General features: G+C 65.3%; 25 protein-coding genes. 12 read left to right on the top strand and 13 right to left on the bottom strand.

Annotation, left to right across the window (positions count from 1 at the left end):
- Positions 1 to 28 precede the first annotated feature (28 nt).
- From ACVISU_RS11775 to tuf, 3 genes are all read right to left on the bottom strand, one after another.
- Entirely contained in the window at positions 29 to 2,302 is a 2,274-nt protein-coding gene (locus tag ACVISU_RS11775) for a TonB-dependent receptor (protein WP_456707051.1), read from the bottom strand.
- A gap of 146 nt (positions 2,303 to 2,448) precedes the next feature.
- Positions 2,449 to 2,820 (bottom strand): DUF2946 family protein, encoded by a 372-nt coding sequence (locus ACVISU_RS11770; protein WP_456707050.1) that lies wholly within the window; start codon positions 2,818 to 2,820, stop codon positions 2,449 to 2,451.
- Between the two features lie 196 nt (positions 2,821 to 3,016).
- Positions 3,017 to 4,222, bottom strand: a complete 1,206-nt coding sequence (gene tuf, locus ACVISU_RS11765) for an elongation factor Tu (protein WP_456707049.1) — start codon at positions 4,220 to 4,222, stop codon at positions 3,017 to 3,019.
- Between the two features lie 361 nt (positions 4,223 to 4,583).
- Here tuf and ACVISU_RS11760 point away from each other — a divergent pair, with 361 nt between their 5' ends.
- Positions 4,584 to 5,204 (top strand): hypothetical protein, encoded by a 621-nt coding sequence (locus ACVISU_RS11760; RefSeq protein WP_050401647.1) that lies wholly within the window; start codon positions 4,584 to 4,586, stop codon positions 5,202 to 5,204.
- Between the two features lie 120 nt (positions 5,205 to 5,324).
- On the opposite strand, the gene ACVISU_RS11755 is transcribed toward ACVISU_RS11760, so the two are convergent.
- From ACVISU_RS11755 to ACVISU_RS11740, 4 genes are all read right to left on the bottom strand, one after another.
- A complete protein-coding gene (locus tag ACVISU_RS11755; RefSeq protein WP_456707048.1) occupies positions 5,325 to 7,874 on the bottom strand; it encodes a TonB-dependent receptor in 2,550 nt (849 codons plus the stop codon).
- Positions 7,875 to 8,113: 239 nt separating this feature from the next.
- Entirely contained in the window at positions 8,114 to 8,788 is a 675-nt protein-coding gene (locus ACVISU_RS11750; RefSeq protein WP_050401648.1) for an RraA family protein, read from the bottom strand.
- A gap of 33 nt (positions 8,789 to 8,821) precedes the next feature.
- A complete protein-coding gene (locus ACVISU_RS11745) occupies positions 8,822 to 9,847 on the bottom strand; it encodes an amidohydrolase family protein (RefSeq protein WP_050401649.1) in 1,026 nt (341 codons plus the stop codon).
- A gap of 21 nt (positions 9,848 to 9,868) precedes the next feature.
- Positions 9,869 to 11,197: an MFS transporter gene (locus ACVISU_RS11740; RefSeq protein WP_456707047.1), complete on the bottom strand. Its 1,329-nt coding sequence runs from the start codon at positions 11,195 to 11,197 to the stop codon at positions 9,869 to 9,871.
- Between the two features lie 201 nt (positions 11,198 to 11,398).
- Here ACVISU_RS11740 and ACVISU_RS11735 point away from each other — a divergent pair, with 201 nt between their 5' ends.
- Positions 11,399 to 12,334 carry a LysR substrate-binding domain-containing protein gene (locus tag ACVISU_RS11735; protein WP_456707046.1) on the top strand — a complete coding sequence of 312 codons (936 nt, stop codon included), beginning with the start codon at positions 11,399 to 11,401 and terminating at the stop codon, positions 12,332 to 12,334.
- A gap of 257 nt (positions 12,335 to 12,591) precedes the next feature.
- Positions 12,592 to 12,942, top strand: coding sequence for a hypothetical protein (locus ACVISU_RS11730; protein WP_050401715.1), 351 nt, complete (start codon positions 12,592 to 12,594; stop codon positions 12,940 to 12,942).
- Between the two features lie 10 nt (positions 12,943 to 12,952).
- Here the strand turns inward: ACVISU_RS11730 and ACVISU_RS11725 are convergent, their stop codons facing one another.
- Entirely contained in the window at positions 12,953 to 13,666 is a 714-nt protein-coding gene (locus ACVISU_RS11725; RefSeq protein WP_456707045.1) for a type 1 glutamine amidotransferase, read from the bottom strand.
- 84 nt (positions 13,667 to 13,750) lie between these two features.
- Positions 13,751 to 14,701 (bottom strand): hypothetical protein, encoded by a 951-nt coding sequence (locus ACVISU_RS11720; protein WP_456710809.1) that lies wholly within the window; start codon positions 14,699 to 14,701, stop codon positions 13,751 to 13,753.
- Positions 14,702 to 15,135: 434 nt separating this feature from the next.
- Here ACVISU_RS11720 and ACVISU_RS11715 point away from each other — a divergent pair, with 434 nt between their 5' ends.
- A complete protein-coding gene (locus tag ACVISU_RS11715; RefSeq protein WP_456707044.1) occupies positions 15,136 to 15,684 on the top strand; it encodes a cytochrome b in 549 nt (182 codons plus the stop codon).
- 15 nt (positions 15,685 to 15,699) lie between these two features.
- Here the strand turns inward: ACVISU_RS11715 and ACVISU_RS11710 are convergent, their stop codons facing one another.
- On the bottom strand, positions 15,700 to 16,173 hold the full coding sequence (locus ACVISU_RS11710) for an Lrp/AsnC family transcriptional regulator (protein WP_456707043.1): 474 nt from the start codon (positions 16,171 to 16,173) through the stop codon (positions 15,700 to 15,702).
- Between the two features lie 146 nt (positions 16,174 to 16,319).
- Between ACVISU_RS11710 and ald the strand changes: the two genes are divergently transcribed.
- The 7 genes from ald to ACVISU_RS11675 all read left to right on the top strand — a co-directional run bounded on the left by ald (position 16,320) and on the right by ACVISU_RS11675 (position 23,617).
- Positions 16,320 to 17,435, top strand: coding sequence for an alanine dehydrogenase (gene ald, locus ACVISU_RS11705; protein WP_050401654.1), 1,116 nt, complete (start codon positions 16,320 to 16,322; stop codon positions 17,433 to 17,435).
- A 231-nt stretch (positions 17,436 to 17,666) separates the two neighbouring features.
- Positions 17,667 to 19,076: a 3-isopropylmalate dehydratase large subunit gene (leuC, locus tag ACVISU_RS11700; RefSeq protein ID WP_456707042.1), complete on the top strand. Its 1,410-nt coding sequence runs from the start codon at positions 17,667 to 17,669 to the stop codon at positions 19,074 to 19,076.
- A 3-nt stretch (positions 19,077 to 19,079) separates the two neighbouring features.
- Positions 19,080 to 19,730 (top strand): 3-isopropylmalate dehydratase small subunit, encoded by a 651-nt coding sequence (gene leuD, locus ACVISU_RS11695; protein WP_456707041.1) that lies wholly within the window; start codon positions 19,080 to 19,082, stop codon positions 19,728 to 19,730.
- On the top strand, positions 19,727 to 20,860 hold the full coding sequence (leuB, locus tag ACVISU_RS11690) for a 3-isopropylmalate dehydrogenase (RefSeq protein ID WP_456707040.1): 1,134 nt from the start codon (positions 19,727 to 19,729) through the stop codon (positions 20,858 to 20,860). Before leuD ends, leuB begins: the two co-directional genes overlap by 4 nt.
- Positions 20,860 to 21,918, top strand: coding sequence for an ABC transporter substrate-binding protein (locus ACVISU_RS11685; protein ID WP_456707039.1), 1,059 nt, complete (start codon positions 20,860 to 20,862; stop codon positions 21,916 to 21,918). Before leuB ends, ACVISU_RS11685 begins: the two co-directional genes overlap by 1 nt.
- Positions 21,915 to 22,748 carry an ABC transporter ATP-binding protein gene (locus ACVISU_RS11680; RefSeq protein ID WP_456707038.1) on the top strand — a complete coding sequence of 278 codons (834 nt, stop codon included), beginning with the start codon at positions 21,915 to 21,917 and terminating at the stop codon, positions 22,746 to 22,748. Before ACVISU_RS11685 ends, ACVISU_RS11680 begins: the two co-directional genes overlap by 4 nt.
- A complete protein-coding gene (locus tag ACVISU_RS11675; protein WP_456707037.1) occupies positions 22,745 to 23,617 on the top strand; it encodes an ABC transporter permease in 873 nt (290 codons plus the stop codon). Before ACVISU_RS11680 ends, ACVISU_RS11675 begins: the two co-directional genes overlap by 4 nt.
- A gap of 44 nt (positions 23,618 to 23,661) precedes the next feature.
- On the opposite strand, the gene ACVISU_RS11670 is transcribed toward ACVISU_RS11675, so the two are convergent.
- Complete coding sequence (locus tag ACVISU_RS11670) at positions 23,662 to 23,838, bottom strand: hypothetical protein (protein ID WP_172803536.1); 177 nt, start codon at positions 23,836 to 23,838, stop codon at positions 23,662 to 23,664.
- 217 nt (positions 23,839 to 24,055) lie between these two features.
- Between ACVISU_RS11670 and ACVISU_RS11665 the strand changes: the two genes are divergently transcribed.
- Positions 24,056 to 24,313, top strand: coding sequence for a hypothetical protein (locus ACVISU_RS11665; RefSeq protein ID WP_050401660.1), 258 nt, complete (start codon positions 24,056 to 24,058; stop codon positions 24,311 to 24,313).
- Between the two features lie 60 nt (positions 24,314 to 24,373).
- Here the strand turns inward: ACVISU_RS11665 and ACVISU_RS11660 are convergent, their stop codons facing one another.
- Positions 24,374 to 24,559 (bottom strand): hypothetical protein, encoded by a 186-nt coding sequence (locus ACVISU_RS11660; protein WP_244521970.1) that lies wholly within the window; start codon positions 24,557 to 24,559, stop codon positions 24,374 to 24,376.
- A gap of 93 nt (positions 24,560 to 24,652) precedes the next feature.
- The gene (garD, locus tag ACVISU_RS11655; RefSeq protein ID WP_456707036.1) at positions 24,653 to 26,194 is read right to left on the bottom strand and encodes a galactarate dehydratase; all 1,542 of its coding nucleotides are present in this window, start codon (positions 26,192 to 26,194) and stop codon (positions 24,653 to 24,655) included.
- Between the last annotated feature and the right edge of the window lie 41 nt (positions 26,195 to 26,235).

The following is a 26,235-nucleotide window of genomic DNA, read 5'->3' as shown; positions in this document are numbered from 1 at the left end:
GGCACGGCAGCAACGAACGCCGACCTCGCTAGAACTTCTGGGTGATGCCGGCATAGAAGCCGCGGCGCGGGCCGTATTGCGGCGCAAACACGCCGATGCCGGAGCCGTCGCGGATCTGGTAGACGGTGTCAAACAGGTTGACGACGTCGAAGCGCAGCGTGGTCGGCTTGTTCGGTGCGACGATGTTGAAATCGTGCGAGACGCCGACGTTGACCTGCGCGTAGGGCGGCACGGTGCCCGTATTGGCAAAGCCGTCGCGCAAGCCTGAGCCGTAGATCACCGACGCGCTGAACTTGGTATCGCGCCATTGGTACCAGCCGCCGACCGATGCGGTCAGCGTCTGGGCATGGTCGGTGTTGACGTAGTTGTTGGCGATGTAGGCCAGTTCGTCCGGATCGAACAGATATTGGTTCGAGACGACCTGGGTGGCGACCTGTCTTGCGATCGAGACATTGCCGTAGAGATGCAGATTGTCGTGGTCGTATCTCGCCGTCAGCTCGACGCCCTCGTTGGTGCCTTTCGCATAGTTGAAGGCGGTGAGAACGTAAGCCTGGCCGAACTGGCCGTCGTCGAGCAGGTCGGTCGCGATCTTGTAGTAGGCGTCCATGCCGACTTCGAGGCCGGGGATCGCATCAACTTTCTGCGTGACGCCGATGTCGAACACGTGTGAGCGCTCCGGCCGCACTGGGTCATTGGCGGTGGTCGCCGGCGCCGCCGTCGTGTTCTGCACCAGCGAGAGGTTGGTCGGGGCCGCCAGCACCTGCTCGGGCGGCGTGAAGTTGCGGGCATAGCCGGCGTGGAAGGTCGTGCCATCGTAGGGCTTCCATGTCAGGCTGATCCGCGGGCTCAGCTGGTTGGCATCGACATATTGCCACATCTGGTCGAAGCGCAGGCCGGCATTGAGCGTCAGCTGGTTGGTGATCTTCCATTCGTCGGCGATGTAGGTGGAGAACAAATATCCGGTCTTGGCGCTGGTATCGAACACGGACAGCGGCGCATCGATGGGGTTGCCGGTGTCGTCGAGCGGCAGCACGGTCGAGCCGTTGTTGACCAGCGAACGCTCGGCGCTGAACGCGACGCCGAACTTCAGCGTGTGCGCGAAGCCCAGCCGGTAGGAGGTGTCCTCCTGGATGCCGTTGATGAAGCTCTGGCGATAGACGTCCGACGCGACGCCGTTGAACACGAGATCGCCGACCGGATCCGGCATGAAGTGCAGCTGGCTGTAGCGATTGAAATAGGCGACCTGGTAATCGAACCCGTCGCCGGACTTCTGATAGGCCACGACGTTGAACTGGTTGAACTCGTGTTGCCGCTCGTTGAGCAGCGCGGAATCGAAGTTCGAGACGCCGTAGGCGGTGAAGGCCGGGGTTTGCCCGGGATTGTTGGGGATCTGATAGGCGCCGTTGGAGACGCCGCCGATATAGGTCAGCCGGCTGGTCGGATCGATCGCGGTCGAGACATAGGCAAAGCCCTTCTCCTGATCGGTCCGGTCGTGGATGGCGCTATAGGCCGGCGTCGGGTTCTCGATGCCGACATCGCTGCCGAAATAGCGGCCGGAGACGTAATACTGGGTCTGCCCGGTCGTGCCGCCATAGTCGACCCTGGTGGTGAAGTTGCCATGGCTGCCGCCATAGACGCTGATGCTGCCGGAATTGTTGAAGGCATCGGCCTTGGTCTGGATGTCGAGCACGCCGGCGGTGCGCAGGCCGTATTGCGCGGGCAGCGCGCCGGTGATCAGCGCCATGCTGCCGACGATTCCGGTGTCGATGATCTGGCCGAAGGCGCCGACGCCGTCGGGCAGCATGATCCCGTTGATGCGGTATTGCAGGTTGGCGTGCTCGTTGCGCACGTGCAGCTCGCCGCTTGCGGCGGAATCCTGTGAGACGCCCGGCGCCTGCAGCAGCGCCTTGTCGAGGGTGGTGTTGGTGCCCTGCGGCAACGACTCGAGCGCCTGCCGGCTCATCTGGTAACTGTTTGCGCCGGTCGGCGCGAGCAGGGCGGCGCGGGCCTGGTCGAGCCGTGTGTTCTGGCCAGCAACGGCCTGAGCCTGGGACTGCTCCGGAGATTCCGGCGTCGTCGATACCGCAGCGGCTCGTCGCGCCCGGTGGCCGCCTCCGGTCGCAACGCGGGTCCTCGGCTTTTTCGGTCCGGACGGCGCGGCGCGATGTTGCGGCGCTGTCACCGTGATGTCCGGAAGCTTGGTTGTCGGCGCCGTGGTCTGCGCGAAGGCGGCGCCGTTCATCCCGCAGACCAGAAGTGAAGCCGCGCCTGCGGCGGCGTGCCGTCGGATGTGTGCTGACATGTTGGTTCCCGATCTCGCGAGGCCACGATCCGGATCCTTCCGAAGGATGCGGTCCAGCCCGCCGTCGATCCGCGACGGCGAAATTCCCCATTGATCGAACCGCGGCCGACATATGGCCGCGTTCGACGTTCAGTCGTGCACGGAGTTCAGGAGATCGGAGGTGCGCGCGGCTGATAGTGCAGCCGGCCGAGGTCGAGCGGGGCCGCATGATTGTCGATGCGCCAGGAGAGCAGAGCTGCGGTATCCGGCAGCTGCAGTGGAGGCAGCGTCGGCGACGGCGTCGCCGAGTTGACCATCGCCACAACGGCGCAGATGGCGCAGAGATCCGCGGCCTGATCGGTATCCGGAGCTGAACGCGGCGCGTTGCGCGAAGCGTTCTCGACGTGCGCCGCCGCCGACGTTGTGGCCCGCGCCGGAGCAATGGCGTGAAAATGCCCGAACGACAGCACGAACTGGATCGACAGCGCCAAAAGCGCCAGCCGAGCCCCGTGCCTGATGTTCGAGCGAAACCACTTCATGACGCCGCCATTCCCGCGCCGTGAGGTCACAAGACCGCCGGACGGCATGTGCGACGCGGTGTCGCACATTTTCGAAAACCTGCCAGCCTGTCAATCCGCATTGCCGAGCGGCCTGATCGATTTCCAGCCGTCCGGACGATTATGCAACATCGCAGCGTTGAAAATGGGGGCCCGGCGCGCGCCAGGCCCCCATTCCTCACTCCACGATCGCGGTCACGACGCCGGCACCGACGGTGCGGCTGCCTTCACGGATCGCAAAGCGCGACCGCGCCTCGAGCGCGATCGGCTTGTTGAGCTCGATCGTGAACTCGGCGCTGTCGCCGGGCATCACCATCTCGGCGCCGTCAGCGAGCTGGACGGTGCCGGTGACGTCGGCGGTTCGGAAGTAGAACTGCGGACGATAATTGGCGAAGAACGGCGTGTGACGGCCGCCTTCATCCTTTGTCAGCACGTATACTTCCGCGCGGAAGGTCCGGTGCGGCGACGCACCGCCCGGATGCGCCAGCACCTGACCCCGCTGCACGAGAGCCTTGTCGATCCCGCGCAGCAGGCAGCCGACATTGTCGCCGGCCTGCCCCTGGTCGAGGATCTTCCGGTAGCTCTCGATGCTGGTCACGACCGACTTGCGGGTCTCGCCGAGGCCGACGATCTCGACCTCGTCGCCGATCCTGATCGAGCCGCGCTCGACGAGCCCGGTCACGACAGTGCCGCGCCCGGCGATCGACTGCACGCCTTCGATCGGCATCAGGAACGGACGATCCTGGTGCCGTTCGGGGACCTCGATGTAGTTGTCGAGTGCCTCGAACAGCTTGAGGATCGCCTGATCCGCCAGCGGGCCGTGCTCGCCGCGCAGCGCCGCCATCGCCGCCCCGCGCACCACCGGCGCGTTGTCGCCGTCGTACTGGTACTTCGACAACAGATCGCGCACCTCGATCTCGACGAGATCGACCAGCTCCGGATCGTCGGCGACATCGCACTTGTTCAGGAACACCACGATGCGCGGCACGCCGATCTGGCGCGCGAGCAGGATGTGCTCGCGCGTCTGCGGCATCGGTCCGTCGACGGCCGAGACGACCAGGATCGCGCCGTCCATCTGCGCCGCACCCGTGATCATGTTCTTCACATAATCGGCGTGGCCCGGGCAGTCGACGTGCGAGTAGTGGCGCGCCGCCGTCGAGAACTCGACGTGGCTCGTTGCTATCGTCAGGATCTTCGAATCGTCACGCGTACCTTGCGCGGCCGACGCCTTGGCAACGTCCTGATAGGAGACGAACGCGCCCCAGCCGAGATCGGCTGAAACCTTCGTCATCGCTGCCGTCAGCGTCGTCTTGCCATGATCCACGTGGCCGATCGTGCCAACATTGCAGTTGGGCTTGAGGCGGATGAACTTCTCTTTGGCCATGGGACACCTGTGGTGTTCGAGCTCCCGTGCTGGGTTTGCACGACTCGAGGCACCGCGAGAGCCCGCTCGGCGCCAGGAGCCGCTTCCGCTCCGGGCTGCCTTCCAATGTCAGGTGTGACGTGAGGTCAGGTCCAAAGCAGAATGGCGGCGGACGAGGGCACTAGCCCTCCCGTCATCAGCACTGATGCTCGCTGTGACTGCCGCATGTTGGAAACCTGGATCGCTCGCTCTACAAAGGAGGCTTGTACATAAGGGGTGGTCGCCTGATTGGCAAGAGGCGGGGCCGTCGCGCCGAAGCGCCACGCTGGTGTAGTCGACCTCCGGAGGGTATAGTTCGCGGGCACAAGTGACGGTCTCCCGAATGTCGATCTTCGCAAGCAAATCCGGTCTCGCCATCATCGCTGCAGTGCTCTGCCTCGGCGCCCAGCAGGCCAACGCTCAGGCCGGACCTGTGCGCTATTGGACGCCGGGCTCGCTGTTCGGCTTCGGCGGCAGCCTGGCCGACGGTCAGAAGGCGGATACCTACGGAAACTTTCCGGGCTTTGACGCGGCCGCCGCGAAAGGCGGCGACTTCTCGTACCTGAACGGCCGTCCGGACGGCTGGTTCATCGGCGGCGAAGGCGGCCGCGCCGGCTGGAGCGCGCTTGGCCAATCGGCGGCATTCGGCTCGCTCGAATATCAGGGTGCGCAGGTCGGCTACAATTTCAAGGGTTTCGGCAACACACCCGTGACGTTCTTCGCCGGGTTCGACTCGTTGAAATACAATCCTCCCGGCGCCGGCGGCCCGCTGGCGCCGTTCAGCGGCAATCCCGGCGTCAACGCCGGGTATAGCGCACGTGCGGGCGTCGAGTTCCGCCCGACCTCAAACGTTACCCTGTCGTTCGGAGCCGGTTTAACCCAGCAAGGGGCGGAACGCATGGACAGCGATATCCATTCACAGCTGCTGCCCGGCCAGTCTCCGGTTCTGTTCGGCGGCCGCTAGCGCGACACGAATAGAGCGCGTCAGCGCAAGACCGCAGTGTTGCGGTCCTGATCCAACCAGAACTTCAACCAGAACCAAGAAGGACGAGATCAAGACGGCGCTGCGCTCCCACAGGACTTCCTAGAACTTCGCCCTGATACCGGCGTACGCGGCGAGCGGCATGCCGGGCACGAAGGTGCGGGGGTCGCTCAGCTGTGCCATCAGGTTGGGCAGACCGCCTGCGCTGGTAAAGCCGCCGGTCTGATAGAACGCGCCGCTCAGATAGTAGTGCTGGTTGAACACATTGTTGATCAGGCCGAACACCTCGATGTTCTTCGTGATCTGATATGACGTGTGCAGGTTGACGACCGAGTAGGCCGGCACCTTCGGGCTCTGGTTGGTGTAGTCATGGATCAGCCACTGGCTGCCCACGACGTTGAGGTCGGCGCCGACCTTCCAGGCATCGGTCACGTTGTAGTCGACGCCGGCCTTGAAGCGGTGCGCAGGAATGCCCGGGATGTGGTCACCCGGCTTGACGTTGACGAATTGCGCGCCGGCCTCGTTGGTCAGGGCATTCGGATTGTTCGGCGAGGACAATGTGATCGCGCTTCGATAGGTCGCGTCGACATAGGTGTAGTTGGCGTAGGCGTTCCAGCGGTCGAGGCGATAGTCGAGCTTGGCCTCGATGCCTTGCCGCAAGGTTTGTCCGGCGTTCTGGAAGAAGCCGAAATTGTTGACGCCGAGCGGGCTCGCCACCTGGATGATGTCGTCGTCGGACAGTGTGCGGAACGCGCCCAACCCCCAGCCCAGCACGCCCGTCCTGGCATCGCGGCCCCAGCTGCCGCGGAGGCCCGCCTCGACGGTGTGCGACACCACCTGCTTGAGCGGCGGGTCGGCCACCAGGAAGGTGTCGATCATGCAGGGATGGTTGGGATCGGAGCAGCCGAGCTCGAGCGGCGTCGGCGCGCGGTTGGCTTCCGAATAGCCGGCATAGGCGGTGAGGCTCGGGGTGATCTTGTAAGTGCCGCCGATCACCGGATTGAATCGTTGGAAGCGGTTGCTGCTGTTGAGCAGGTCATTGGTCCCCGTCTGGTCGTGCAAATCGATCTGGGCGTAGTTGAATCGCCCACCGGCTGTTACCGAGAACCTGTTCGTCACGTCGAACGTGTCGGTGAGGTAGACGCCGGTGTAGGTGTTGGTGGCGCGCAGGTCGACCGGACTGAGGCCGGCGTCTGGTTGATTGATGAAGACGCCGGTGCCGGACACGAACAGGTTGTTCGGGTCGACTGTTCCGAGCTCGCTGGTCGCCGTAAACTTGGTGTTGCCGTGGTCGACGCTGACGCCCATCACGACGTGGTTGTCGAGCCCGAACAGCTTGTCCGAATTCGTCAGCTGTGCGGTGCCGCCGAAGCTGTTGGTCGCGGCCCGGTTGCGATCGATTTCGCCAAGGAAAGCGTTACCCAGCGTGTTCGGGGTCGCGGGACCGTCCGCCGGACCGAAAACCGGAAGGCCGTCGCCGATGCACAAGGTGGTGGGATCGTCGCAGGGCGCAACGTCGGTGCCGTTGCCGTCGACATGAGTCTGCCGGAAGCCGCGGAAATAGGCGTTGCCCTGGAACGACCAGGTGTCCGAGAAATTATGGCTCAGCGTGGCGTTGACGAAGGCAAGCTGCAGCAGCGTCGACTGCGGCCAGGTGTAGACGCTCGACCAGCGCTGGTTGAGCATCTCGACCGGCGTTGCGGCGACGTTGCCGAGCAGGTTGCTGGCGCCGGTGAAATTGACGTGGAATTCGGTGTCGTCGTTGCGCGCGCCGACGTCGACATACATGCGGTTGACGTGCGAGGAATTGGCGTAGTCGCGCCAGCCGCGATCATAGGCGGATTCGAATGCGGCATAGGCCGAGATATTGTCTCGCTGGCCGCCGGCTTGCACGCTGCCCTGCACGCGCCCGTAGGAGCCGCCGAACAGTTCGGTCTCGGAGCCCTGATAGGTGAAGCCGTTCTTCATCTGGATGCTGAGCGCGCCGCCGATCGCGTTGAGGCCAAATACGGGGTTGTTGGGCACCAGCGACACCCGGTCGATGGCCTTTTCGGGAATGAAATCCCAGTTGACCACGTCGCCCCAGGATTCGTTGATGCGCACGCCGTTCTGATAGACCGCAATGCCCTGCGGCGTTCCCTGCACCGGCGAGGCAGTGAAGCCGCGGTAGTCGAGATTGCGCTGGAACGGGTTGCCGGTCTGGTCGGTCAGCGTGACGCCGGGCAGCTTGCGATCCACCGAGTCGAGAAAGTTCGTCGAATAGTTGCGGCTGAAATCGGCCGAGGTCAGCACCTCGGTATTGGACGGGATCTTGTCACGGTCGAGCAGGCTCGAATCGCGCTTGGAGGGGCCCGGGACCCCGGCGCCGCCCTCCGGCGCCGCGGCCGTTTGCACGGGCGCGGCCCGTGTTCGGGCGGTTCGTGAGGTTCGCGCCACCGGCCGAGACGACGGCTTGATGCTGCGCGTACCCGACAGCGGCGAGGGGGCAATCACGGTGACCGGCGGTAATTCGGTCGTCGGGGTGGAGGTCTGGGCTTGCACCATCGTCAGCGGCGATGCGGCTCCGATGGCGGTGAGCACGGCCGCAGCGCCGCGCGTCGTGACCGAACCAGACAAAAACCGTGTTGCCGCACGCAACAACGTACCAGCCATAACGCCCACCCTGTTGTCCCGGTTCGGCTTTTATCCCCGACGAACCTTGGTCCCGAGACTGGGGGAGCGCGTTTGCTTTGGCAAACAAGATGTGTCCCGGAGGGGCGGGATTCTTTTCCATCCATAATCGGGAAAATTCCCGATGCCGGTCGACGGACCCGCCAACCGGCTGCGCGACAGCGATTCTCGCCAATTTATGCCCAAGAGACAGGCATCCCGCCGCCTGGGCAGCGAGTTGGTCAGTCCTTGAACTCGCAGCCGAGGCGGTGCAGGGCCTCATCGACCCAACGGCGGTCGCTGGTACCGGCTAGGATCTGCTGGATGGCTTTTTCCTCGCTCGCCTTCTTGGCCTCGGTCAGCTTGCAGATCGCCTCGGCATCGTCATGGGGCACGCAAAGCACGCCGTCGTCGTCGGCCACGATGAGATCGCCGGGCTCGACGATCATGCCGTCGATCGAGATGGCGCAATTGATCTCGCCCGGGCCGTCCTTGTAGGGCCCGCGATGGGCGACGCCGGCGGCGAACACCGGGAACGATCCGGCGCGGATCGCGCCCGCATCGCGGATCGAGCCGTCGATGACAAAACCCGCGACGCCCTTCTTTTCGGCCAGGGTCGACATGATCTCGCCGATGATGGCATTGACCAGGACGCCGCCGGCATCGACCACGATGACGTCGCCCGGCTGGGCGAGGTCGATCGCCTTGTGCACCATCAGATTGTCGCCGGGCCGGGTCTTCACCGTCAGCGCCGGACCGCCCAGCCAGCCGCCCTTATGCATCGGCCGCAGCCGGTTGGTGCCGGCGATCCGCGACATCGAATCGCTGATATTGGCGACCGGCAGCGTGCGGTAGCGCGCGACGAGGTCGGACGAGACTTTCCGCTTCGCCTTGTGAATAGCAAATCCTATGGCCATCGGTTTTCTCCGGTGTGTTGGCGGCGCGATCGCTCAATGCGCGCGGCGGTCGAGATGGGCGTTGAGGCGAGGATAGACGCGGCGGGCATTGCCTTCGAAGATCTTGGCCTTGTCCTCCGTGCTCAGCGGCAGCGCATCGATGTAGCGGCGGGTGTCGTCGAAGTGATGACCCGTTTCAGGGTCGATGCCGCGGACCGCACCGACCATCTCGGAGGCGAACAGGATGTTCTCGACCGGGATCACCCGGGTCAACAGCTCGATGCCGGGGAGATGATAGACGCAGGTGTCGAAGAATACGTTCTTCAACAGATGCTCCGACAGCGGTGGCAGCTTCATATCCTGTGCGAGGCCGCGGTAGCGGCCCCAGTGATAGGGCACCGCGCCGCCGCCATGCGGGATGATGAAGCGCAGGGTCGGGAAGCGCTTGAACAGGTCCGAGGTCAGGAACTGCATGAAGGCCGTGGTGTCGCCGTTGAGGTAATGCGCGCCGGTGCCGTGGAAGCACGGATTGCAGGACGACGAGACATGGACCATCGCCGGCACGTCGAGCTCGACCATTTTCTCATACAGCGGATACCACCATTCGTCTGATAGCGGCGGATCGCACCAATAACCGCCGGCGGGATCGGGATTGAGGTTGCAGCCGACGAAGCCGAGCTGCGTCACGCAACGCTCCAGCTCCTCGATGCAGTTTTTGGGCTGCACCCCGGGGCTCTGCGGGAGCTGGCACACGGGCACGAAATTCTGCGGAAACAGCGTGCAGACCCGGTGCACCAGGTCGTTGCAGATCGTGGTCCATTCCCGGCTGGTCGCTTCCTTGCCGACATGGTGCGCCATACCGGCGGCGCGCGGCGAGAAGATGGTGACGTCGGTGCCGCGCTCCTTCTGCAGGCGGAGCTGCGCGCCCTCGACGCTGGTGCGGATCTCGTCGTCGGTAATGCCGAGATTGGTGGTGAGCGGCCGGCGCGATCTGTCTGCGAGGCCGGCGAGCTGCTTGTCGCGGAAGATCTGCAGCTTGGCCGGCTCGGTGGTGTAGTGGCCGTGACAGTCGATGATCATGGTTGCTTCCTTGCTGGGTCATCAGTGTGCGACGGATGACGGGATCGCGCCCGAAAGTTCCGTCTCGCGCGGTTTGACGCGCATGGTGGCGGCGATGGCGGAGGCGACGAACAGGAAGCCGGCGATGCCGACCAGCGCCCAGGAGAAGCTTCCGGTGGAGTCCTTGATCAGGCCGATGCACCACGGGCCGATCAGTCCGCCGAACTGGGCCAGCGTGTTGACCATGGCGATCGCGGCGGCGCCGGCCGCCCCGGTCAGCAGCGAGGCGTTGATGCTCCAGAACAGCGGATTGCCGGCGTTCAGGCTGAAGCCGACGATGCAGAGGAACATGAAGGCCAGCACCGGGCTCGCGACATAGGCGCTGCCGAGCATGGCAACCGCGGCAAGCAGATAGACGGCCGCAAGATGAAACTTGCGATCGCCCGTCTTGTCCGAACTGCGGCTGACCATGATGGTGCCGACCACGCCGAGCAGCGGCGGGATCGCCGACAGGAAGCCGACCTCGATGTTGCTGAGATCGCCCATGCCCTTGATGATCTGCGGCAACCACAGCAAGAGGCCGTAGATGCCGACCAGCGCGCAGCCGAACAGCGCCGCCAGCAGCCAGACGCGGATGTCGAGCACGCATTCGACCAACCTGTGCTGCCCTTGCTGTTCGATCTCGGCCCGCTCGGCGGCGAGCTCGCCTTCCAACCAGATGGCCTGCTCTTTGGTGAGCCAGTTCGCCTTGGCGGGACTGTCGGTCAGATAATAGAGCGTGAACAGGCCGAGCAGAATGGTCGGCACGCCCTCGGCGATGAACATCCATTGCCAGCCATGCAAGCCGGCCGCGCCGTCCAACCAGGTCATGATGCTGGTCGAGATCGGCCCGCCCAAGACGGCAGAGAACGAACCCGCGATGATGTAGCCGGCAACCGCGCGGGCGCGGTAGCGCGAGGGGAACCAGTAGGTGAGGTAAAGCACCACGCCCGGCATGAAGCCGGCCTCGGCGACGCCGAGGCCGAACCGCATCACGTAGAGGCTGAGCGGATTCCAGACGAAGGCGGTGAGCGTGGCGACGAGGCCCCAGGTGATCAGGATGCGCGCCAGCCAGATCCGCGCTCCGAGCCAGTGCAGCATCAGATTGCTCGGCACCTCGAGCACCATGTAGCCGAGGAAGAAGATGCTGGCGGCAAAGCCGAAGATTGCGGGGCTGAGGCCGAGGTCCCTGTTCATGGTCAGCCCGGCGTAGCCGAGGTTGATGCGGTCGAGATAGTTGAAGAACATCATGACGAAGAGGATCGGGATCAGTCGCCAATAGACCCGGCGGATGGTTTGCTGTTCGAGTTCGCTGACGGACGCCTGGTCCATTGGATTCCTCCCTTGCTTGTTGTTATCGCGCCTGTGATCCGAACCGGGCGGAGCGCCTGTTATTCGCGGCGATTTCGCATGGCTGACCGGCTGCGCGTGTTGCCCCTTGGAGCATCGGCGTTTTGCCGCCAGGATCGGGAAACGGCCGTGGGAGGTCAAATACCGCTTTGACCCGCCACTTATAGGGAAACGGAATAAGCGATGGATTACAGGCAGCTTCGCTACTTCATCGCGGTGGCCGAAGAGCTCAGCTTCAGCCGCGCCGCCAAGCGGCTGCATGTCAGCCAGCCGCCGCTGAGCACCCAGATCAAGGCGATGGAGGAGGAGCTCGGCACAAGGCTGTTGTCGCGGACGCGGCGCGCGGTCGAGCTCACCCAGGCCGGCCAGTTGCTGCTTGAGCACGCACGGCGTGCCGTCAGCGAGCTCGATCTTGCGTCGGAGACGGTGCGCCGCGCCGCGCGCGGGGAGGCCGGCGCCGTTCGTGTCGGCTTTACCGACTCGGTGCCGATGCTCGACATGTTCGCCGAACTGTTCCGCAGCTTTCGCGGCAGCTATCCGCGGGTGAAGATCGAGCTCAGGCACATGTCGACGGCCAAGCAGCTGCAGGCGCTGGCCGACGCTGAGCTCGACGTCGCGATCATGCGACCGCCGCTGGACTTCCGGCCCGCAGCTGACTTGCAAGTTCATGTCGTCTGGCGCGACCGCTTGATGGTGTTCCTGCCGATCGATCATCCGTTGGCTGCGGTACCCGGCAAGCTCGGCGTCGCGGACCTTGCCGAGTACGAATTCGTCGGCATGGCCGAGAGCGGCTGCGGCGTCGGCGATCAGGCCGCGATGCTGTGCCGGCGCGCCGGCTTCGCGCCGCGGATCGCGCAGGAGGCGCATGAGCTGCGCACGGTGCTCAGCCTCGTCGCGGCCGGGATCGGACTCTCGATCCTGCCGTCGTGCTACCAGCAGGCCGGCGTCATGAACGTCGTCGCCAAAGCGCTGGACACGCCGGATGCGGAGAGCCGCATGCTGGTGGCGATGCGCTCGAACGCCTCGCTCCTGCCGCGCCGGTTCGTCGATTGCGCGCTGCAGGCGGCGTCGCGCAGCGCACCGCCGCTCGTCTCCGAGGTCGCCGCGGCCGGCCGCTGATCGAGCTGTGTGAAAGGCGAAAGCTCGCGCTTGAGGTGGCGGCGTGAGGGGGCCGCGCGTGGCACGCGACAGTCCGCATACCCCATACTTTCGTCGCCAGTAGTCTCCCGGAATGCAGTCTGGCGTCGCTCTTGCATAGCTCAATGCAAGGTGCTGGGGCGCCGATTCGTCGTGTTTTCGCCCGGAACGGCCGTGTTGCCGGCGAACAGGAGGTGATGTGCGCCCATAGCTGGATCGACATTGACGGAGACGACGACATGCACGTCATCACACGTGCGGTACTGCTGCTTGCGGCGATGTCGCTGACATCGCCGACCCTGGCGCGCGACGACGGCCGCTACGCCAATTCACCCCTGAAACCCTGGTTCGAAAGCCTGCACAGCGGCTACGGACAATGCTGTTCGGATGCCGACGGATATGTGGTCGCCGACCCCGACTGGGAGTCGGATCATGGCCATTATCGCGTGCACATCGACGACGAATGGGTGGTTGTGCCGAGCGAGGCCGTGATCACCGAGCCGAACAAGATCGGCCGAACCATGGTGTGGAAACACTATATCGACGGCCACCCGCGGGTGCGCTGCTTCATGCCGGGCAGCATGACCTGAGGCCGCAATCTTACGCCGGGCGCTTGGCGGTGAGGAAGCGCGTGACCACGCCGCCGAGCGTCGTGTGGTCCAGCGGCCCGGTGAGCGATGCCTTGGCGGCGTCGACGACAGCGTCGGGCGCGAGGCCGCGGCGCAGGTCGCACAGCGCGTCGGCATAGTCGACGGTGAATTCCGGGTGCGGCTGCACCGACAGCGTCGTGCCGTTGGCGTAGAGCAGCCCGGCATGCGGGGTGAAGTCGGACGACATGATGGTGCGCGCGGAGGCGGGCGGCGTGATCACTTGGTCCTGATGCGAGGCGGCCGCTGCGATCGTCTCGCCGTCGAGCAGCCCGTTGTCCGGCGCGACCTGATAGACATGACGGCCGATGCCCCAACCCTTGTCCGATTTGCGCACGGTGCCGCCGAGCGCCTGCGCGATCAGCTGATGACCGAAGCAGACGCCGACCATCGGAACATGTCTGTCATGGGCTGTGCGCACGAAGGCTTCGAGCGGCGCGATCCACTCGACATCGTCGTAGACGCCTGCCGCCGATCCCGTGATCAGGATCGCGTCCAATGTGGCCGGATCCGGCAACGCCTCGCCCTTGGCGACGCTCACGACGTCGGAGGTCACCGACGGATCTGAATTGGCAACCATCCGCTCGAACATCTGCGGATAGCTGCCGTGGCGCTCGCGGTATTGCGGGCTGACGAGCCCGGTTTCGATGATGGTGATGCGGGGCATGGAACGCGATGACGGAGGAGCGGGGATGCTCCTGCCTTACTCCGAAAGCGCTCGCGGCTACAAGCCGCGCGCGGCTTGCTTGGATCAATTCTGCGACGGTGCCGCAGCGTCGATCGTCGCGGTGTGCTGCGCTGCCGGTGTCGTAACGATCGCCGGCGTCGTCGCCACGATCGCGGGCTCGGTGCGGTAGCGCGGCAGCTGGTCCTCGAGCGAATAGCCGACGCAGAGCGCGAGGCTCGACCAAACCGCCATGCTGAAATACAGCGACATCCAGGCGATCTCCTCGCGCCATTCGGCGATGTCGTGGGTCACGACCCAGCGGCGGCTGACGTCGCGCAGGCCCTCGAGCGGATGCAGCAGGGTGCCGCCGGCCGCGAGATTGGCGCGCCAGCGATTCAGGTACATCGGCACGTCGACGGTCATCAGGAAGGCGAGGAAGGCGGCGATGCCGACGATCGCGACGATGAAGGCCCAGCGCACCGGGCCGTGAAACTCCGGCAGCAGCCGGCATAGCGCGATCCCGACCAGGAAGAACACCACGGCCCAGATCGAGTTCTCGATGGCGTTGCAGAGATAATGCGTTGTCAGCACCGCGTACCAGGAGAAGCATTCCGCGATCACGATCAGCGGCACGATGACCCAGGCGATGGTCACGGTGGTCTCGGCGCCGGTCATGGTGCCGAGCTGATGCAGGATGATCGCCCATTGCGCGGCGAAGCAGACCTCGGCGATGGTGGCGACGGTGCGGCCGACCACGACGCTCGATAGCCAGTGATCGAACAGACAAATGCGCTGCACGTCGGCGCGCGGCAGCACCGAGCGGAACGCGCAGCCGAACACGTAGGCCGCACACAGCAGCATCATCAGGCCGATGCCGGAGGTGTTGCTGAAGCTGCCATTGGCCTGCTCATGGAACTGGCGGTAGAGCGCGAACCACACCGCGATGTTGGCGGCGCTGACGAGGCTCAGGAAGCCCCACCACCGGACCACTGGATTTGACCACGCCAGCGTAACCGGCCGCGCCCGCCACTCCATGCTCATTCACCGCTCCGCGTGTAACCGAACTGATATCGAGTTGTAGTAATTCTGTCATAGAAGGTGGCGAATCACGACTAAAAAATGCGTGTGGCACGGGGCCGGGCGGGCTCCGATTGTGACAGCGTTTGTGACAGCGCGGCGTTTGTGACAGGAGCGGCCCACCAAACCTCCTCTCGTCATTCCGGGGCGTGCGAAGCGCGAGCCCGGAATCCATTCGACCGCAACGCGGCGGCCCGATGGATTCCGGGCCTGCGCCTTCGGCGCATCCCGGAATGACGACGGGAGAGACGAACCCTCCGGCCTTCGCGATCGTGATCGAAGTTGACGCTCGCGCCGGTAGGCAGGTTCCGCGCGATCCTCTATGAACGGCCTTCCTTAACGGCCGAACCCGCGTGGGCTGGCTTCAACGAAGGCACCCCGTGACGATGGAGATGACACCCAGCTACGATCCGCTGCTCCGCCGGATTCACTGGGCAACCGCGGTGCTGTTCATCGCGGCGATGCTGATCGGGCTCTATTGCGGGCTGCAGCCGGCGGGAACTTCGCCGCGGCGCGAGCTGCTCGAGGTGCACAAGTCGCTCGGCGTCACCCTGTTCTTCCTGGCGATCCTGCGGCTGATGGTGCGGGCTGCGACCACGGCGCCGCCGGAGCCGGGCTCATACTCGCCGCTGGTCAGGATCGCCGCACGGCTCAATCACTGGGCGCTCTACGCAATTCTGTTCGTGATGCCGGTGACCGGATACATGTTCTCGTCGGCCGGCGGCTATTCGCTGCGCTATTTCTGGACCTTCAGCTGGCCGCGCCTGTTCGCCGACAACAAGGCGGTCGCGGAAGCGGGCGAGCTTGCGCATGGCGTGCTTGCCTACTTCGTTTACGGCGTGGTCGCGCTGCATGTCGCCGCGACGCTCTGGCATGTCGTCGTCAAGAAGGATGAGACGCTGGCGCGGATGTGGCCGCGCGTGAGCCGCCATCCATCCTGACCGTCTAGCGCGCGTTTAGCCGCGCAGGGCGGTTTCTGGAATGGTGCGGCGGACCACCTCGCGCATCGCAAAGCTGGAATGGATGCGGGCGACGCCCGGCATCCGCGACAGATGCTGCTTGTGGATGCGCTCGAAGTCGGCGATGTCGCGGGCGATCACCTGCAGGTGATAATCGTCGCTGCCCGACATCAGATGGCAGGACACGACGTCGGGGCAGCGCGCGATCGCGGCCTCGAAGGCTGCGAGATAATCCTCGCTCTGCTTCTCCAGCGTGATGGTGACAACGACGGTCGTCACGAGGCCAAGCGCCGTCGGTTCGAGGTCGACCCGGTAGCCCCGGATCACGCCGATCTCCTCGAGATGACGGATGCGCCGCGCACAGGCGGTCGGCGACAGCCCGACCTTCTCGGCAAGCTCGATCTGGCTCGCGCGAGCATCGGCGACCAGCTCGGCAAGGATCCTGAGATCGATACGATCGAAACCGTCCACGCAGTTTTCCTTCGAGAGCCGAGCCAAGTGCGAAGGATATGAGCGTATTTGGTTGTGAGCAAGCCGGAATTCGCTGAGAAACGCCGTGTGACGGGGCATAGCCTGGAGGGCGGCGGAAACGAATCCAATGCTTCAAGGAGCGGATCATGCGCATCGGCGTGCCCAAGGAAATCAAGGTCGAGGAATATCGGGTCGGGCTGACGCCTGCCTCGGTGCGGGAATACGTGGCGCATGGCCACGAAGTCGTGGTCCAGCGCGGGGCCGGTGACGGCATCGGTGCCGGCGATGACGTCTACACCCAGGCCGGAGCACGGATAGCCGATACCGCCGAAGAGGTGTTCTCGGTTGCCGAGATGGTCGTGAAGGTGAAGGAGCCGCAGCCATCCGAATGGAGCAGGCTACGCGAGGGCCAGATCCTCTTCACCTATCTGCATCTTGCGCCCGACGTGCCGCAGACCACGGGGCTGATTGCCTCCGGCTGTACCGCGGTCGCCTATGAGACCGTGACCGATGCGCATGGCGGGCTGCCGCTGCTCGCGCCGATGAGCGAAGTCGCCGGCCGGCTTGCGATCGAGGCCGCTGGCGCCGCCTTGCGTAAGTCCGCCGACGGCATGGGCAAGCTGCTCGGCGGCGTGCCGGGCGTTCCGCCGGCGCGCGTTGCGATCATCGGTGGCGGCGTGGTCGGTACCCACGCGGCGCGAATGGCGGCAGGGCTCGGCAGCGACGTCACCATCCTCGACCGCTCATTGCCGCGGCTCCGCGCGCTCGACGACCTCTTCCTCGGACGCGTCCGCACCCGTTACGCGACGCTGGAAGCCATCGAGCAGGAGGTTTTCGCCGCTGACGTTGTGATCGGCGCGGTGCTGGTGCCCGGCGCCAGCGCGCCGAAACTTGTCTCGCGCGCACAGCTCGGAGGCATGAAGCGCCGCGCGGTGCTGGTCGATGTCGCGATCGACCAGGGCGGCTGCTTCGAGACCTCGAAGGCGACCACGCACCAGGCGCCGACCTATCTGGTCGATGATATCGTGCATTATTGCGTTGCCAACATGCCGGGCGCGGTGCCGGTCACCTCGAGCCACGCGCTCAACCACGCCACGTTGCCGTTCGGCCTGGCGCTGGCCTCGAAGGGACTGCGCGCGCTGGTCGAGGATCCGCATCTGCGCGCCGGCCTCAACGTCCATCGCGGCCGCATCACCAACCGCGCCGTTGCCGAGAGCCAGCATCTGTCGGCCGTGATGCCGGAGGAAGCGCTGGCGTCGTGAGGCTTGGCTCACGCTGCGGATACTGAGGCTAGATTCGTAGCCCGGATTTCGCTTTCGCTCCATCCGGGCTACGGCGTTGTCAAGCTGCACCAGCGCAGCCCTCCCTCCATCTCATGCTCCTCACTCGGCTCTGGCCGGGCGGTCGACTGCGTGATTTGATGCGCAACGTAAGCCGCGCGAAGCGGCGATCAGCGCCGCCGCTGGCCTCAAGAAGCCGAAGGGAGGACCGTCTTGGAAAAGACCGGTCGTACGATGCTGGCCAAGATCTGGGATCAGCATGTCATTGCTCGCCTGAGCGAGGACACTGACCTGCTTCACATCGACCGCCATCTGCTACACGATCTCGGCGGCTCGCGCGGGCTGCTTGATCTCAAGAGCCGCGGTCTCAAGGTTCACAATCCCGAGCTGACCTTTGCGACGCCGGATCACGCGCTGTCGACCGCGCCCGGCCGCGCCGGGACCAGCAAGATCGGCATGGAATTGCTGGCCGCGCTGCGGGTCGAGACGGCGGCGAGCGGCATCACGCTGTTCGATGTCGACCAGCCCGGCCAGGGCATCGTTCACGTCATCGGGCCGGAGCTCGGCCTGAGCCTGCCGGGCGCGACGATCGTCTGCGGCGACAGCCACACCTGCACCCATGGCGGCTTGGGGGCGCTCGCCTTCGGCATCGGATCGAGCGAGCTCACGCACGTGCTGGCGACGCAGGCGCTGATCCAGAAGCGCCCGAAGACGCTGCGCGCGCGGTTCGAGGGCAAGCTGCCGCTCGGCGTCACCGCCAAGGACATGATCCTGGCGCTGATCGGGCAGATCGGCGCCGCCGGCGGCACCGGCTACGCGGTCGAATATGCCGGCAGTGCGATCCGCGAGCTGCCGATCGAGGGCCGGCTGACGATCTGTAACCTCTCGATCGAGCTCGGCGCCAAGATGGGCATGGTCGCGCCGGACGAGAAGACTTTCGCATTCCTGCGCGGCCGTCCCTATGCGCCGCAAGGCGAGATGTGGGGTCTCGCGGTCAAGGCTTGGCGCGAACTGCCGAGCGATCCCGACGCGGTGTTCGACCGCGAGGTCGTGATCGACGTTGAAAAGATCATCCCGCAGGTGACCTGGGGCATCAGCCCCGAGCACGTCGTCGGCGTCGACGGCGTCATTCCCGATCCCAAGGCGGTCGATGATCCCGCACGCCGCGCCGCGATCGAGACCGCGCTCGAGTATATGGGCCTGCAAGGCGGTGCACCGATCGCCGGTACGCCGGTCGACTGGGTGTTCATCGGCTCCTGCACCAACAGCCGCCTAAGCGATCTGCGCGCCGCGGCCGAGGTCGCGCGCGGCCGCAAGGTCGCCGCCGGGGTCCGCGCCTGGGTGGTGCCGGGCTCGGAGAACGTCAAGCGCGAGGCGGTGGCCGAAGGGCTCGACAAGATCTTCATCGAGGCCGGCTTCGAGTGGCGCGAGCCGGGTTGCTCGATGTGCCTGGCCGCCAATGGCGAGGTGGTGGCGCCCGGGCAGCGCTCGGTCTCGACCTCGAACCGCAACTTCGTCGGCCGGCAGGGGCCGCGCGCGCGGACCCATCTGGCGAGCCCCGCGAGTGCGGCGGCCTCGGCCATTGCCGGTGCGATCGCCGATGTCAGGATGATGGGGCGCTAGACGATGCCAAAGCCGTTCGACAAGCTCACCGCCACCGCCGCGCCAATCATGCGCGCCAATATCGATACCGACGTGATCATCCGGATCGAACGCCTGGTCGGCAACGGGGTCCGCGGCACGCTCGGCAAATGGGCGTTCAGCTCGCTGCGCTATCTGGCCGACGGCTCGGAGAATCCGGATTTCATCCTCAACCGCGAGCCGTATCGGGAAGCGGAGATTTTGGTGACAGGCCCGAATTTCGGCTGCGGCTCGTCGCGGGAGGGCGCGGTGTGGTCGCTGCAGGAGCGCGGCATCCGCGCCATCATCGGCTCCGGCTTCGGTGACATCTTCTTCGCCAACTGCTTCCAGAATGGCATCCTGCCCGTCGTCGTCGACAAGGCGGTGGTCGATCAGCTCGCCGCCGACATCGAGGCGACGCAGGGCGCCGGCAAGGTTTCGATCGACCTCGAGGCCCAGACCATCGTCTCGCCGTCGGGCGAACGGCATTCGTTCGAGATCGACCCGCGGCGGCGCGAGGGGCTGTTGAAGGGGCTCGACGAGGTGGCGTTGACATTGCAGCGCGACGACGAGATCCACGCCTTCCAGGATGCCGACCGCACCGCGCGGCCCTGGATTCATTTTCAGAAAACGCCCGCTTCAAGGACATCCGCATGAGCACGCAATCCAACATGATCAAGGTCGCCGTCGTCGGCGGCGAGGGCATCGGCCCCGAGGTCACCGCGCAGTCGCGCCGCGTGCTCGAGTGGTTCGCAGCCAAACGCAACGTGCCGATGACGTTGCGCGAGGCGCAGTACGGTCTGATCCCGTATCTGGCGACCGGCAAGGTGCTGCCCGAGGACACCGCGGAGGCGATGGACGAGGCCGACGCCATCCTGTGGGGTGCAACGGGGGGTCCGGAAACGACCGAAGTGCCGGCCGCCGCGCGCAAGGCCGGCAGCCTCCTGGGGTTGCGCAGCAAATACGATCTCTACGCCAATCTGCGTCCGATCGTGGCGAGCCCGGCACTGTCGGCGTCGGCGCCGCTCAAGCCCGAGGTGCTCGACGGCGTCGATTTCGTCATTATCCGCGAATTGACCAGCGGCATCTATTTCGGCGAGCCGCGCGGCATCGAGACATTGCCTGACGGTCAGCGCCGCGGCTTCAACACCGAGCAATACACCACGAACCAGATTCGCCGCGTGGCGCGCTCGGCGTTCGAATTGGCACGGACCCGCCGCAACAAGGTCTGTTCGGTCGACAAGGCCAATGTGCTGGAGACCAGCGTGGTCTGGCGCGAAGAGGTGATCAGGCTGCACAAGGAGGAGTTCTCCGACGTCGAGCTGACCCATCTCTATGTCGACAACGCCGCGATGCAGATCGTGCGCGAGCCGCGGCAGTTCGACGTCATGGTGACCGGAAACATCTTCGGCGACATCCTGTCGGACTGCGCGGCGATGGCTTCGGGCTCGCTCGGCATGCTGCCGTCGGCCTCGCTCGGCCCGGTCGATCGCTTCGGCCGGCGCAAGGCGCTGTATGAGCCGGTGCATGGCAGCGCGCCCGATATCGCGGGCAAGGGCATCGCCAATCCGCTCGGTTCGATCCTCAGCGTCGCGATGCTGCTGCGCCTGACCTTGAATCGGCCCGAGGATGCCGAGCTGCTGGAGCGGGCGGTGCAGACCGCGCTCGCCTCCGGCGCACGCACCGCCGATATCGCCGAGGCGGGGGCGAAAAAGCTCTCGACCGTGCAGATGGGCGATGCTGTACTCAGCGCGCTGGACAAGATCTCGGCCAGGGAGCACGCGTGATGGCCCGTCCCTCCATGCCCCATCTGTCGAGGCGATCGGTGCTGACGGTGATCGCCGGCGGTGCGGCGCTGGCGAGCGGGCGGGCATGGGCGCAGGCGGCCACCGGCCGCGTAGTCTATCCGGTCGCGGTGCCGGTCTATCAGACGCAATTCGTTGCCGACCGGATCGGCTATTTCAAGGACGCCGGGCTCGACTGCAAGCTGGTGCAGGGCGGCAGCGGGGTAAAGACCCGCGAGATCATCGCCTCGTCGCAGGGCGATATCGGGATCGGCGACGTCACCCATCCGATGCAATTGACCAATCACGGCCGCGCCGCGCGCGTGCTGCTGCCGGTCGACACACGGTCGAACTCGGTGATGTTCATCCTGCGCAAGGATTTGAAGGACCAGGGCATCAGCACGCTGGAGGCTTTCACGCAATGGAAGCGGCCAGATGGCCGCAAGCCGATCGTCTCGGTCTCCTCGCTCGGCGGCACCAACCATGTCTGGGCGTCCTACTACATGGAAACCATGGGGCTCGACGACAAGGTGACCTGGATCGGCACCGGCAATGTCGACACCATGCTGGGATCGCTGAAGTCGAAGCAGGTCGACATCCTCGTCAGTTCGCTGTCGTTGCTCAACGAGGCGCAGCAGCAGGGCTGGGGCGAATTGCTGTTCGACGGCACCGATGAAGCGATCTGGAACGAGCATATCGGCGGCAAGGTGCCGGTGACCGCGCATTTCACGCTGCAGGCGACCATCGACAAGGACCCCGCCAAGATGCAGGCCTATGTCACCGCGCTGTGGCGCGCCTCGCAATGGATCAAGGCGCACAAGCCGGCCGAGGTCTACGACGCCATCGAGCCCTATGTCGGCAGCACCTCGCGCGACGCCAACCTGCTCGAGATATCCGCGATCCAGAAGGTCGCGGACTATGAGGGTACGGTCGATGCGGCGAGCTTCGCGCGCGGCGAAAAGGTCTGGTTCCGCGAGATGACCGGCATCAAGCCGCTCAAGATCGCCGACGTGATCAACCCAAGCTTCATCGACGCGGCGCGAAAGGCCTATCCGGGTTGAGCGCGCTCGAGACGAGCGCAACCACATCGCCGCGCGCCTCGGCCGATCGCCGCGTCGAGGTCAAGGGCCTGAGCAAGTCGTTCCAGCTTGCGAAGACCACGATCGAAGCCGTGCGCGACGTGACGTTCGACGTGCGCCGCGGCGAGTTCGTCGCGCTGCTCGGGCCGTCCGGCTCGGGCAAGAGCACGGTGCTCAACATGATCGCCTCGCTGATCCGCCCCACCGCCGGCGAGATCCTGATCGACGGCAAGCGAGTCGTCTCCGGCAGGGCGACACCCAATGTCGGTTACGTGTTCCAGCGCGATACGTTGTTTCCGTGGCGAACCGTCGCCGATAATATCGGCTACGGGCTGGAGCTGTCCGGCGTGTCGGCTCGGGAGCGGAAAGAGCGCATCGCGGAATGCGTCGCGCGGGCTGGCTTGAGGGGATTCGAGAACGCCTATCCATCGGCGCTGTCGGGCGGCATGCGGCAGCGCGCGGCGCTGATGCGGACCTTGATCGTCGAGCCGCAGATCCTGTTGATGGACGAGCCGTTCGGCGCGCTCGACACCCACACCAAGATCGACATGCACGAGGTGCTGCTCCGGATCTGGGAGCGCGAGCAGCAGACCGTGCTGTTCGTAACCCACGATCTCGGCGAGGCGCTGACCCTGGCCGACCGCATCATCCTGTTCTCGGCGCGGCCGGGCCGCATCAAGGACATGTTCGCGGTCGATTTCGCCCGTCCGCGCGACGCGGTGAAGGTACGCGAGACCCCGCGTTATGCCGAGCTGTTCCAACACATCTGGCACTCGCTCGGCGAGGAATTCATCAAGGGCCGCAGCGCATGAGGCGATATAGCACGCTCGGAACGATCGGCTGGCAGGTCCTGATCTGCGCCATCGTGCTGTCGGTGTGGCAATGGGGTTATGATCTCCGCGCCAAGCTGCCGTGGCTGGTGCCCGATCTGCTCGACCCCTATTTCACCTCGAAGCCGTCGATGATCTTCGACAACTTCCTGATCCAGAGTTGCCTGAAATCGAAGCTTGGTGTTTTCAATGGCTGGTTCAACGGCGAGTTCGCAAAGTGCCTGACGCGCAACGAGAACAATCTCTGGGCCGCGACGGCGATCACCCTCAAGAACACCTTTTTCGGCTTCATCACCGGCGTGGTCTCTGGCTTCGTCGCTGGGCTGATCCTCGGACGGTCCGACCGTCTCAGCGCGATCTTCCAGCCCTTCATCACCGCGGTGAATTCGATCCCGCGGATCGCGCTGGCGCCGATCATCGTGCTGGCGTTCGGGATCGGCGACATGTCGAAGATCGTGACGTCCTGGATTGTCGTGGTGTTCCTGGTGTTCTTCAACACCTTCGAGGGCGCGCGCTCGATCGACGAGGGCTTTACCAACGCGGCGCGACTGCTCGGCGCCAGCGAGTGGCAGATCACCCGCACCGTGGTGATCCCCTCGACCATGGCCTGGGTGTTCGCCTCGCTGACGCCCGCGATCTCGTTCGCACTGATCGGCGTCATCGTCGGCGAGTTCATCGGCGCCGAGCGCGGCATCGGCCGCCTGATCATCGAGTCCGAGGCGCGCGGCGAGGCCTCCGGCATGATGGTCGCAGTCGTGGTCTTGATGCTGGTCGGCGTCGTGCTGTCGGCGATCATCTGGCGGCTGCAGGCCTATCTGCTGCGCTGGCAGCGGCAGCGCAGCGCCGAGTAGACCAGGTGGCGCCGTAGCGGCGTATCGGCCGCCACGGCGTGGATCTAAGCTGCGTTTTCCGACGGCGAACTTTCGCCGTCGAGCCAATCTTGCTCCCTGGCCAGCGCGCGCCAGGCCGCTTCCATGCGCTTGAAGCGGTTGTGGGTCGGCTCGTCACTGGCGTGCTCGGCAAGCTGCGCGCAGTTCTCTGCATTGTCGAGGAAGTGCTGCGATTGCTTCATGGAACGTCCTCCTGTTGGTAAGGACGTGGGACATCAAATCCGGCTATTCAACGCTTGGAACATGAGCATTTCGCCATACAGGTGAATGCCTGTTCAGCGAGTTCCCGTGCGATGTTCCGCAAGGCGCGCGTGAGCATCTGCACCATACTCGATATAGGAACACTATGTCGCACTCGGCGTTCGTCCCTCACGTCGCAACTGGAGGAGGAGAGACGCCATGAGGAAGTATCTGTTCGCCGCAGCCATGGTCACGGCGATCGCATCGCCTGCGTTCGCCGATGAAATCGGTGTCCGCGCCGGTCCCGTCGGCGCCGGCGTGACCGTCGGCCGGGCGCCCGAATATCGCGACCACGATCGTGACCGCACCACCGTAATCAGGGAGCGCGAGCCGCGCAGTGACCGAACCACCGTCATCAAGAAGCAGGACGAGTTCGGCAACCGCAGCAAGACCGTGATCCATCACGACGACGACTGACGGCAATCGAAGCCTCGTCTGCAGCAGAAGTCCGCCGCTGGATCTGCCGCGGCGGACTTTTCATGAGCGAGGGCTGCATACCGCCGATTGGATGTCAGGCCTTTCTCGCTCGACGCTCGTGATCCGGCTGCGGCATTCAGCTGCGAACGCCCGCAGCCGCTCGGCCGTCAGTTGGTCCAGACCGGTGCGTGCCAGCCGCTCGGCGCGCTCGGCCGCGTCCTTGAGATCGTTGATTGTCGGGCTCATGGCTGCCTCCATGTCCAGACAATTTGAATCGAACTGCGACGTTCCCCGGCCCGTGGAGACGTGGCTAACGGGTGGTTAATCTGGCGCCGATGCTCAAGTCACCGGTGCCGGATTGAACAGCGTCAGATCGTTGTGGATGCCCCACTTGTCCGACCACGGCTTGGTGCGCCCGCTCGCGACGTCGAGGATCAGGCGGAACAGATCCCAGCCGGTTTCCTCGATCGTCTTCTCGCCGGTCGCGATGCAGCCGGCGTCGAAATCGATCAGGTCCTTCCAGCGGCGCGCCAGCTCGCTGCGGGTTGCGACCTTGATGACGGGCGCGGCGGCGAGGCCATAGGGCGTGCCGCGACCGGTGGTGAAAACCTGCAGGGTCATGCCGGAGGCGAGCTGCAAGGTGCCGCAGATGAAGTCGCTCGCGGGTGTCGCTGCGAACAACATGCCCTTCTGCCGCGCCTTCTCGCCGGGCGACAGCACACCGGCGATCGGGCCCGAGCCCGACTTGACGATCGAGCCGAGTGATTTCTCGACGATGTTGGCGAGGCCGCCCTTCTTGTTGCCCGGCGTGGTGTTGGCGCTGCGGTCCGCGCCGCCGCGGGCGAGATAGGCGTCGTACCAGGCCATCTCGCGGATCAGGGCGCGGCCGACATCCTCGCTCGCGGCGCGGCGAGTCAGCAGTTGGATGGCGTCGCGCACCTCGGTCACTTCCGAGAACATCACGGTCGCGCCCGCGCGCACCAGCAGATCTGCGGCGAAGCCGACCGCGGGGTTCGCGGTGACGCCGGAAAACGCATCGCTGCCGCCGCATTGCAGGCCGATCACGAGATCGGCGGCGGGGCAGGTCTCGCGCTGGCGGGCGTTGAGCACCTTCAGGCGGGCCTCCGCCTGGGTCATGATCGCGTCGACGATGGCGCCGAAGCCGTCGAAGGCTTCGTCCTGCATCCGCACGATGGCATCATTGATGCCTTCGGGCACCAGCCGTTCCGGCGCGAGCTTCTCGCAGCCGAGCCCTATGACCAGGATCTCGCCGCCGAAATTCGGATTGAGTGCGAGATTCTGCAGCGTGCGGATCGGCACCACGGCATCGGGCGCCGTGATCGCGACGCCGCAGCCATAGGCGTGGGTCAGCGGCACGACGTCGTCGACATTGGGATATTTCGGCAGCAGCTCGGCGCGGATGCGCTTGACCGCATATTCCATGGTGCCCTTGACGCATTGCACCGACGAGGAGATGCCGAGGATGTTCTTGGTGCCGACCGAGCCGTCGGGGTTGCGATAGCCTTCGAAGGTAAAGCCTTCGAGCGGCGGCAGCGCCGGCGGCACGGCGGTTGCGATCTCGAGCTGATCCAGCGGCGGCGCGTCGGGCATGCGGATGCGCGCCTCGTCGACCCATTCGCCGGCCAGGATCGGCGACAGCGCATGGCCGATCACCTCGCCATAGCGGATGATCGGCGCGCCCTCGGCGATGTCTTGCAGCGCGGTCTTGTGGCCCTGCGGAACGTAGGCGCGAAGCGTCAGGCCGCAAGCGAAGCGCGAGCCGGCAGGCAGGCCGAAATCATTCACCACGATCGCGACATTGTCGCGCGCGTTGAGCTTGATGTAGCGGGGCTGCTCCTGCGCGCCGATCGACTGGTCCATGAGGGCTCCCGGATTTGTGGGGCGGGTTAGCCGAAGGCGTA

Source organism: Bradyrhizobium sp. USDA 4452, from assembly GCF_054063575.1.
This window is presented reverse-complemented; position numbering and strand designations above follow the sequence as displayed.

Excerpts from the sequence above, each read along its gene's own strand:
- ACVISU_RS11775 (WP_456707051.1), bottom strand. The coding sequence starts at position 2,302 with ATGTCAGCACACATCCGACGGCACGCCGCCGCAGGCGCGGCTTCACTT.
- ACVISU_RS11770 (WP_456707050.1), bottom strand. The coding sequence starts at position 2,820 with ATGAAGTGGTTTCGCTCGAACATCAGGCACGGGGCTCGGCTGGCGCTT.
- tuf (WP_456707049.1), bottom strand. The coding sequence starts at position 4,222 with ATGGCCAAAGAGAAGTTCATCCGCCTCAAGCCCAACTGCAATGTTGGC.
- ACVISU_RS11760 (WP_050401647.1), top strand. The coding sequence starts at position 4,584 with ATGTCGATCTTCGCAAGCAAATCCGGTCTCGCCATCATCGCTGCAGTG.
- ACVISU_RS11755 (WP_456707048.1), bottom strand. The coding sequence starts at position 7,874 with ATGGCTGGTACGTTGTTGCGTGCGGCAACACGGTTTTTGTCTGGTTCG.
- ACVISU_RS11750 (WP_050401648.1), bottom strand. The coding sequence starts at position 8,788 with ATGGCCATAGGATTTGCTATTCACAAGGCGAAGCGGAAAGTCTCGTCC.
- ACVISU_RS11745 (WP_050401649.1), bottom strand. The coding sequence starts at position 9,847 with ATGATCATCGACTGTCACGGCCACTACACCACCGAGCCGGCCAAGCTG.
- ACVISU_RS11740 (WP_456707047.1), bottom strand. The coding sequence starts at position 11,197 with ATGGACCAGGCGTCCGTCAGCGAACTCGAACAGCAAACCATCCGCCGG.
- ACVISU_RS11735 (WP_456707046.1), top strand. The coding sequence starts at position 11,399 with ATGGATTACAGGCAGCTTCGCTACTTCATCGCGGTGGCCGAAGAGCTC.
- ACVISU_RS11730 (WP_050401715.1), top strand. The coding sequence starts at position 12,592 with ATGCACGTCATCACACGTGCGGTACTGCTGCTTGCGGCGATGTCGCTG.
- ACVISU_RS11725 (WP_456707045.1), bottom strand. The coding sequence starts at position 13,666 with ATGCCCCGCATCACCATCATCGAAACCGGGCTCGTCAGCCCGCAATAC.
- ACVISU_RS11720 (WP_456710809.1), bottom strand. The coding sequence starts at position 14,701 with ATGGAGTGGCGGGCGCGGCCGGTTACGCTGGCGTGGTCAAATCCAGTG.
- ACVISU_RS11715 (WP_456707044.1), top strand. The coding sequence starts at position 15,136 with ATGACACCCAGCTACGATCCGCTGCTCCGCCGGATTCACTGGGCAACC.
- ald (WP_050401654.1), top strand. The coding sequence starts at position 16,320 with ATGCGCATCGGCGTGCCCAAGGAAATCAAGGTCGAGGAATATCGGGTC.
- leuD (WP_456707041.1), top strand. The coding sequence starts at position 19,080 with ATGCCAAAGCCGTTCGACAAGCTCACCGCCACCGCCGCGCCAATCATG.
- leuB (WP_456707040.1), top strand. The coding sequence starts at position 19,727 with ATGAGCACGCAATCCAACATGATCAAGGTCGCCGTCGTCGGCGGCGAG.
- ACVISU_RS11685 (WP_456707039.1), top strand. The coding sequence starts at position 20,860 with ATGGCCCGTCCCTCCATGCCCCATCTGTCGAGGCGATCGGTGCTGACG.
- ACVISU_RS11675 (WP_456707037.1), top strand. The coding sequence starts at position 22,745 with ATGAGGCGATATAGCACGCTCGGAACGATCGGCTGGCAGGTCCTGATC.
- ACVISU_RS11670 (WP_172803536.1), bottom strand. The coding sequence starts at position 23,838 with ATGAAGCAATCGCAGCACTTCCTCGACAATGCAGAGAACTGCGCGCAG.
- ACVISU_RS11665 (WP_050401660.1), top strand. The coding sequence starts at position 24,056 with ATGAGGAAGTATCTGTTCGCCGCAGCCATGGTCACGGCGATCGCATCG.
- ACVISU_RS11660 (WP_244521970.1), bottom strand. The coding sequence starts at position 24,559 with ATGAGCCCGACAATCAACGATCTCAAGGACGCGGCCGAGCGCGCCGAG.
- garD (WP_456707036.1), bottom strand. The coding sequence starts at position 26,194 with ATGGACCAGTCGATCGGCGCGCAGGAGCAGCCCCGCTACATCAAGCTC.